The organism is Rahnella sp. EDr1-12 (assembly GCF_049206505.1).
GTDB lineage: Bacteria > Pseudomonadota > Gammaproteobacteria > Enterobacterales > Enterobacteriaceae > Rahnella > Rahnella rivi.
Map to the genome: position 1 here is coordinate 111962 of NZ_JBLZNY010000009.1, position 7480 is coordinate 119441.

At 52.5% G+C, this 7480-nt stretch carries 5 protein-coding genes and 1 riboswitch; of the genes, 4 read left to right on the forward strand and 1 reads right to left on the reverse strand.

The window, feature by feature from the left end:
* Window positions 1-203 precede the first annotated feature (203 nt).
* Both ACO0U8_RS22875 and ACO0U8_RS22880 read left to right on the forward strand, forming a co-directional pair.
* Complete coding sequence (locus ACO0U8_RS22875; RefSeq protein ID WP_056774658.1) at window positions 204-1790, forward strand: MFS transporter; 1587 nt, start codon at window positions 204-206, stop codon at window positions 1788-1790.
* Window positions 1791-1815: 25 nt separating this feature from the next.
* Window positions 1816-2955 (forward strand): glycoside hydrolase family 88/105 protein, encoded by a 1140-nt coding sequence (locus ACO0U8_RS22880; protein WP_056774662.1) that lies wholly within the window; start codon window positions 1816-1818, stop codon window positions 2953-2955.
* A gap of 75 nt (window positions 2956-3030) precedes the next feature.
* Here ACO0U8_RS22880 and trmA read toward each other — a convergent pair whose 3' ends face one another.
* Entirely contained in the window at window positions 3031-4131 is a 1101-nt protein-coding gene (trmA, locus tag ACO0U8_RS22885) for a tRNA (uridine(54)-C5)-methyltransferase TrmA (protein WP_421671666.1), read from the reverse strand.
* Between the two features lie 131 nt (window positions 4132-4262).
* Window positions 4263-4530: riboswitch (cobalamin riboswitch) on the forward strand.
* A 71-nt stretch (window positions 4531-4601) separates the two neighbouring features.
* Between trmA and btuB the strand changes: the two genes are divergently transcribed.
* Together btuB and murI are read left to right on the forward strand one after the other, a co-directional pair.
* On the forward strand, window positions 4602-6482 hold the full coding sequence (gene btuB / locus ACO0U8_RS22890) for a TonB-dependent vitamin B12 receptor BtuB (RefSeq protein WP_056774685.1): 1881 nt from the start codon (window positions 4602-4604) through the stop codon (window positions 6480-6482).
* Window positions 6427-7308, forward strand: a complete 882-nt coding sequence (murI, locus tag ACO0U8_RS22895; RefSeq protein WP_056774671.1) for a glutamate racemase — start codon at window positions 6427-6429, stop codon at window positions 7306-7308. Before btuB ends, murI begins: the two co-directional genes overlap by 56 nt.
* Window positions 7309-7480 lie beyond the last annotated feature (172 nt).

Here is a 7480-nt window from a genome sequence, read left to right on the forward strand (position 1 = left end):
CATTTCATTAATATCAAACCCATGTTCAATATTTAGATGTAGATCGCCCACTTCTTCATTTCTTTGCCATAAAGTGCATCCGGGTGGCAAAAACCAAAAGGTTTTCACACTGTCTCCTCGCTAATTTGAATCATGGCCGGACGAAGTCGTTTCGTTCGCATTCAGCCTAGGCCTAAAAGTGATTTAACAGGGGCAAGACGGCAATGAAAACACGTAAGATCGGATTCTTTACCTACATCGCTTATGGTTCCGGCGATTTTCTCGGTGCGGGTACCACTGCACTGACCGCAGCCTGGCTGCTGTATTTCTACACCACGTTTTGCGGGCTTTCGCCCATCCAGGCGACTTTCATTTTCGCCACCGCGCGCGTGGCCGATGCGGTGCTCAGTCCGCTGATGGGTTATCTCACGGATAACTTCGGCAACACCTGGCTCGGCAAGCGTTTTGGGCGTCGTAAGTTCTTTATTCTGCTCGGTATTCCCTGCGTCTTCAGCTACAGCTTTATGTGGGTGGGCGAAATGGGATACGTCTATTATCTGCTGACTTATCTGCTGTTCGATATCGTCTACACCATGATTCTGGTGCCGTATGAAACACTGGTGCCGGAAATGACCGATGATTTCAAACAGAAAACCAAATTCTCAGGGGCGCGTATCGCGCTGGCACAGTTGTCGGCCATCCTCGCCGCCTTCCTGCCGGGTATTTTGTTGCAGCATTTCGGCAAAGATAACGCCATTTCTTTCTTCTATTCGAGTCTGGTCTTCGCGGTGATTTGTTCACTGGTGCTGACGCTGGTGTATTTCTTTACCTGGGAACGCCCGGAAGAGCTTAAATCCGAAGCAACGAAAAAAATCGAGCGCGAACGTCAGCAACTGACGCTGGGACAAAGCCTGAAACGCCTGAAAGTCGAATTGTCTTCGACGCTGCGCATCAAGATTTTCCGCCAGCATCTCGGGCTTTATCTGGGGGGGTACATCGCGCAGGACGTGTTTAATGCCGTGTTCACTTATTACGTGGTGTTCGTTCTGATGCAAAGCGCCTCCGTGGCCTCAAACCTGATGGGCATGATGGCGATTCTGCAATTTGTGGCGGTTATCGGGATGATCCCGTTGTGTATCCGCTTCGGACCTGCGCCGTCTTATCGTCTGGCTGTGACGCTGTTCGGGCTGGCCGCGATTTCTTACGGCGGTCTGTACTACGCCGGTATGAATGATTCGATGTCACTGTTGTTGCTGATTTCCGCGCTGGCCGGTCTGGGGCGTGGCGGTATCAACTATGTGCCGTGGAATATCTACACCTATATCGCTGACGTGGATGAAACCATCACCGGCCAGCGCCGCGAAGGGATTTTCGCTGGCGTCATGACGCTGACCCGCAAAGCCTCTCAGGCCGGTGCCGTTATGCTGGTAGGGATAATTCTGCAACTCGCCGGGTTTGTTTCCGGACAGAGCCAGCAGGTACCTGCGGTCGGCCACACCATTCTGGGTGTGCTGGTGATCGGTTCACTGCTGATGCTCAGCATGGGCTTTATCATTTCATTGTTCTTCCGCCTGAATCAGAAAACGCACGGCGTACTGACCCGCGAAACGCACAAGATGCGTGAAGCCAACCGCATCGTGCCGGAGCAAATCACACCGCAAGACCGCGCCACCGTCGAAATGCTGACAGGGATGAAATACGAATCTCTGTGGGGCAATAACAATATCGGTTATCTGCATCGCAATAACCCGCCACCTGAAAAGCTGACCCGGGAAAATACCGCTGAAATGCCGGTTCAGGGACGTTTGTAAAATTTTGAATTCACAGGAGAACGCCATGAAAGTTTTTGAAGTTAAACACAGTGCCTTGCTGCGACAGCCTGAACATTTCATTTCACGTAATGAACTGAAAGCGCTGATCCACAACGTGACCAACAATCTGGTGAATATCGAAGATAAAACCGGGGAATTCCTGTTGCGCCTCGACGATGGCCGCGTGATTGACACCAAAGGCTGGGCAGGCTGGGAATGGACGCACGGCATCGGGCTTTACGGGATTTATCAGTATTATCAGCAGACCGGCGACGAAAAAATGCGCGCGGTAATCGACGACTGGTTTACTGCCCGCCTGGCAGAAGGCACGCCGACCAAAAACGTCAATACCATGAGTCCGTTCCTGACGCTGGCGTATCGCTATGAGGAAACCGGCAATGAAGCCTGGCGCCCTTATCTGGAACGCTGGGCGGAATGGGTGATGCATGAAATGCCGCGCACTGACAAAGGCGCAATGCAGCACATCGTTTATAACAACGAAAACCATCAGCAGATGTGGGATGACACGCTGATGATGAGCGTGCTGCCGCTGGCAAAAATCGGCAAATTGCTTGACCGTCCCGAGTATGTTGAAGAGGCGACGTACCAGTTTTTGGTTCATGTGCAATATCTGATGGATCGTGAAACCGGCCTGTGGTTCCACGGCTGGACCTTCGACGGTCATCATAACTTTGCGCAGGCCCGCTGGGCGCGCGGCAACAGCTGGCTGACGATTGCCATTCCGGAATTCCTCGAACTGGTGGATTTGCCGGAGAACAATGCAACACGCCGCTATTTGTTACAGGTACTGGAAAGCCAGGTCAGCGCGCTGGCGAAATGTCAGGACGACAGCGGCTTATGGCATACGCTGCTCGACGATCCGCAGTCCTATCTGGAGAGTTCGGCCACTGCCGGTTTTGCGTACGGTATTTTGAAGGCGGTGCGTAAACGTTATATCGATGCGTCTTATGCGCCGGTGGCGGAGAAAGCCATTCAGGGAGTGATCAAACACATCAATCCGGCCGGGGAACTGACGCAAACCTCATTCGGCACGGCGATGGGCAATGATCTCGATTTCTACCGTGAAATAGCTCTGACCTCAATGCCTTACGGGCAGGCGATGGCGATCCTTTGCCTGTCAGAATATCTGCGCGTCTATTTGTAATACTGACGGTCTTAGAACGACAGAAATAAAAACGGGCACGCCGAGGTGCCCGTTTTGCATTTCAGTTTCCCGTGATCAGATTTTTTCCAGCAGTACGCCAGATTCCATATGGTGGGTGTACGGGAACTGATCAAACAGTGCGAGACGCGTCACGCGGTGCGTTTTGCTCAGCGTTTCCAGATTCGCGCACAGCGTTTCCGGATTGCAGGAGATGTAAAGAATACGGTCGTAGCCCGCCACCATCTTCACGGTTTCATCATCCAGCCCGCTGCGTGGTGGATCGACAAAAATGGTGTTGCATTCGTATCCGCTTAAATCGACATCCTGCAAACGGCGGAATTCGCGCACGCCGTTCAGCGCCTGTGTGAAATCTTCGGCCGCCATGCGGATGATCTGCACGTTATCAATATGGTTTGCTGCAATGTTGAATTGCGCGGCGGCGACGGAAGGCTTGGCGATTTCAGTCGCCAGCACGCGGCGGAAGTTACGGGCCAGAGCCAGCGAAAAGTTGCCGTTACCGCAATACAACTCCAGCAAATCGCCGGTCGAGTTTTCTGTGGCCTTCAGCGCCCATTCCAGCATCTGAATATTCATCTCAGCGTTTGGCTGCGTGAAGCTGTTTTCCACCTGACGGTAAATCATATCGCGGCCCGCTACCGGCAGAACCTCATCAATATAATCCTGATCGAGCATGATTTTGGTTTTCGCGGCTCGGCCAATCAGCTGGATATCAAACCCATCTGCGCGTAGCTGGTCGCGCAGGGCGGTCGCCGCCTGCTGCCATTCGTCATCAAGCTTACGGTGGTAAAGCAGCGAGGCAATGATTTTGCCGCTGCGGGTTGAGAGATAGTCGATCTGGAAGATCTTACGGCGCAATGCCGGATCTTGCTTAACAGCCGAGATCAGCACCGGCATCAGGCGGTTAATCAGCTCACTGGCTGCCGGGAACTGGTCCACGCGCACGCGGGCTTTGGTCTGCTGATCAAACATAATGTGGTACAGGTCGCCCTCATCGTGCCAGACGCGAAATTCTGCGCGCATCCGATAATGGCTGACCGGTGAATGGAACACGTCAACCTGCGGCGCATGAAAAGGCGACATCATCGCCGTGAGACGTGCGGTCTTTTCCGCCAGCTGGTCGTCGTATTGTTCAATGGGCAGGTTTTCAGGCGTCATCGTTTATCTCGTCTAACTGGGGTAAATGGGCGTACTTTGCGGGGGATTTTAGGGAATGCCACTGCAAAGTCCAGCCTTGTGTCGTTTTGAGTCCTCCGGGGATACGGATGTCTGGATTTCCAAATAGGTTGATCGTAGGATTGCCGTTCGGCCTCATGACTGAGTTAAAAGGGAATCCGGTGTGAATCCGGAACTGGCGCGCAGCGGTATGGGGAATTCACGGCGATCGCATTCTTGATGATGCAGACACTGTTTCTTCTTTCTCTTTCCCTCTTTATATAAAGAAGAGAAGAGGAAATGGGAAGTCATCGCCCGGTGCGGGTATGTTCAATTCATTAGACGTAATTAATGAGCCTGCAAATCCTAAGTCCGAAGACCTGCCGATGTTACGTCGCATTAATCATCGTCGTCGCGAAATAACGCCGGTGATCCTCTGCGGCATCCGCCAATTAAGTTTGGATGCTCGATTCATGACAATTAAAAAGCACGTGCTGTTGACGGCATTATCCGTCACGGCTTTTTCAGGGTGGGCGCAAGACAGCACTTCCACAAACAGCAGCAGCGATAACCTGGTCGTCACGGCTAACCGTTTTCCACAACCCGTCTCTTCGGTGCTGGCATCGGCTGACGTGGTGACGCGTGAAGATATCGACAGATGGCAGTCAACTTCCGTCGCCGATGTATTACGGCGTTTACCAGGTGTCGATATCGCGCAAAACGGCGGTATGGGGCAGCAGACCTCTTTATTCGTTCGTGGTACCAACTCCAGCCACACCCTGGTATTAATCGACGGTGTGCGTCTTAATCAGGCCGGTATTTCTGGCGCGGCTGATATTAGCCAAATTCCCCTCTCGCTGGTTCAGCGTATTGAATTCATACGCGGGCCGCGTTCTGCCGTGTACGGTTCGGATGCCATCGGCGGTGTCATCAATATTATTACCACGCGTGATAAATTAGGGACGACATTGACAGCCGGTATGGGATCTAACGGCTATCAGACCTATGACGGCTCAACTCAGCAGAAACTGGGTGAGAGTACGGTTCTGACACTGGCGGGTAACTATACCTACACCAGGGGCACCGACGTGGTCGCCAACTTGCCGGATAACTATGGCAACCCGCGTCAGCCAGACCGCGATGGTTTCATGAGCAAAACGATTTGGGCCGGGCTTGAGCACCAGTTCAATGAGCAGTTCAGTGGTTTTGCCCGCGCTTACGGTTTTGATAACAGAACCGCTTATGACGGCACCTACAGCTATGCCGATCCGGCCCATTTTGATGCATTGCCGGATACGCGTCAGTTATACAGCCGCACCTACGACACCGGGTTACGTTTCCAGCAGGGTATCTACGCGACTGAGCTCAGCGGCAGTTACAGCAATACCAAAGATTATAACTACGATCCGAAATACGGCCCGTATTCCGCTTCGGCCACGCTTGATGATTCTGATCAGTACAACCTGCAGTGGGGAAACACATTCCAGGTTGGGCAGGGCACCGTCAGCGCAGGGGCTGACTGGCAAAAACTCAGCACCCAGCCAGGCACCAACTACATTACTGATGGTTATACCCAGCGAAATACCGGTGTGTATGTCACAGCCCAACAGAAGGTGAGCGACTTCACTCTCGAAGGGGCAGTGCGTAATGATGATAACTCAGAGTTTGGCTCGCATGGCACCTGGCAAAGCAGTGCTGCCTGGGAGTTCATCGACGGATACCGTTTCATCGCATCCTATGGTACCGCTTTCAAAGCACCGAATTTTGGGCAACTCTACGGAAGCTTTGGCGGTAACCCGGACCTGAAACCCGAAGAAAGTAAAGAGTGGGAAGGGGCGCTGGAAGGTTTAACCGGCCCGCTTAGCTGGCGTTTGTCTGCGTACCGTAATGACATTGATCAGATGATCAGTTACTACAATCAGCAGCAAGGCTATTACAACGTTGATAAAGCAACGATCAAAGGGGTCGAATGGACCGGTAATTTCGACACCGGCCCTCTGCACCACAGTGTGACGCTTGAATATCTTGACCCAAGAAATGCTGAGACGAATGAAATCTTGCTGCGTCGTGCCAAACAGCAGGCGAAATATCAGCTGGACTGGACGGTGGCTGATTTTGACTGGTCTATCAACTATCAGTATCTGGGTGAACGCTACGACACTAACTTTAATACCAACGAGAATGTGAGACTCGGTGGCGTGAGTTTGTGGGATCTGGCGGTGTCATATCCTGTGACGTCACATCTGACCGTTCGTGGTAGAATTGCCAACCTCTTAGATAAAGATTACGAGACGGTTTATGGCTACGAAACACCAGGACGTGAATACTATCTCACTGGAAGCTATACCTTCTGATACAACTCAAGTTCCTGATCGCCCGACGGTGCTGGTTTTCGATTCCGGCGTCGGCGGGTTGTCGGTATATCACGAGGTCCGGCAGATGTTGCCGGACCTGCACTATATCTACGCTTTTGATAACGTCGCCTTTCCTTACGGCGAGAAATCCGAAGAGTTCATCGTCGAACGCGTGGTCGAGATTGTCACCGCGGTCGCGAAACGTCATCCCCTCTCTATTATCGTCATTGCCTGTAACACCGCGAGTACCGTCTCCCTGCCTGCATTGCGTGCCAAATTCAGCTGCCCGGTCGTCGGCGTTGTGCCCGCTATCAAACCTGCAGCTAAGTTGACGCGTAATGGCGTTGTCGGATTGCTGGCGACGCGGGCGACGGTACAACGCCCTTATACGCATGATCTGGTCGCACGGTTTGCGACAGACTGTCAGATTCTGATGCTGGGTTCGGCGGAGTTGGTTGAACTGGCCGAAGCGAAGCTGCATGGCCAAGAGGTTGCTCTGACGGCGTTGAAGAAAATCCTCCATCCGTGGCTGCGTTTGCGCGAGCCGCCTGACACGGTGGTGTTAGGCTGCACGCATTTCCCGTTGCTTAGCGAAGAACTTGCACAGGTCTTACCCGACGGCACGCGCATGATCGACTCCGGTTCTGCCATTGCACGCCGCGCGCACTGGCTCATTGAGACGTCACATGTGCCGATTCCGCAGAAAAAAGCCGATGTAGAAATTGAGAGTGTTGCTTACTGCATGGCGATGACAATAGAGGCCCGAAGTTTACTGCCTGTTTTACAGTCATATGGCTTCAGAAGTATCCAGGAATTGCCGCTTTAAACGTCATTTGGTGAAAGAATCAGCGGTCGGAAAATTATTTGTATTTTAGGGGTTGCGGCCTTCTGAGAACTCCCTATAATGCGCCTCCACTGACCGGGAACAACGACTGAGAAGTCGCTCGGACAGGAAGAGAAAAAGATGAAAGTTCGAATGAATAATCTCTTGACTCTTC

What these genes read in the sequence shown, in the direction of transcription:
- ACO0U8_RS22875 (WP_056774658.1), top strand. Translation starts at nt 204, where the DNA reads ATGAAAACACGTAAGATCGGATTCTTTACCTACATCGCTTATGGTTCC.
- ACO0U8_RS22880 (WP_056774662.1), top strand. Translation starts at nt 1,816, where the DNA reads ATGAAAGTTTTTGAAGTTAAACACAGTGCCTTGCTGCGACAGCCTGAA.
- trmA (WP_421671666.1), bottom strand. Translation starts at nt 4,131, where the DNA reads ATGACGCCTGAAAACCTGCCCATTGAACAATACGACGACCAGCTGGCG.
- btuB (WP_056774685.1), top strand. Translation starts at nt 4,602, where the DNA reads ATGACAATTAAAAAGCACGTGCTGTTGACGGCATTATCCGTCACGGCT.
- murI (WP_056774671.1), top strand. Translation starts at nt 6,427, where the DNA reads ATGGCTACGAAACACCAGGACGTGAATACTATCTCACTGGAAGCTATA.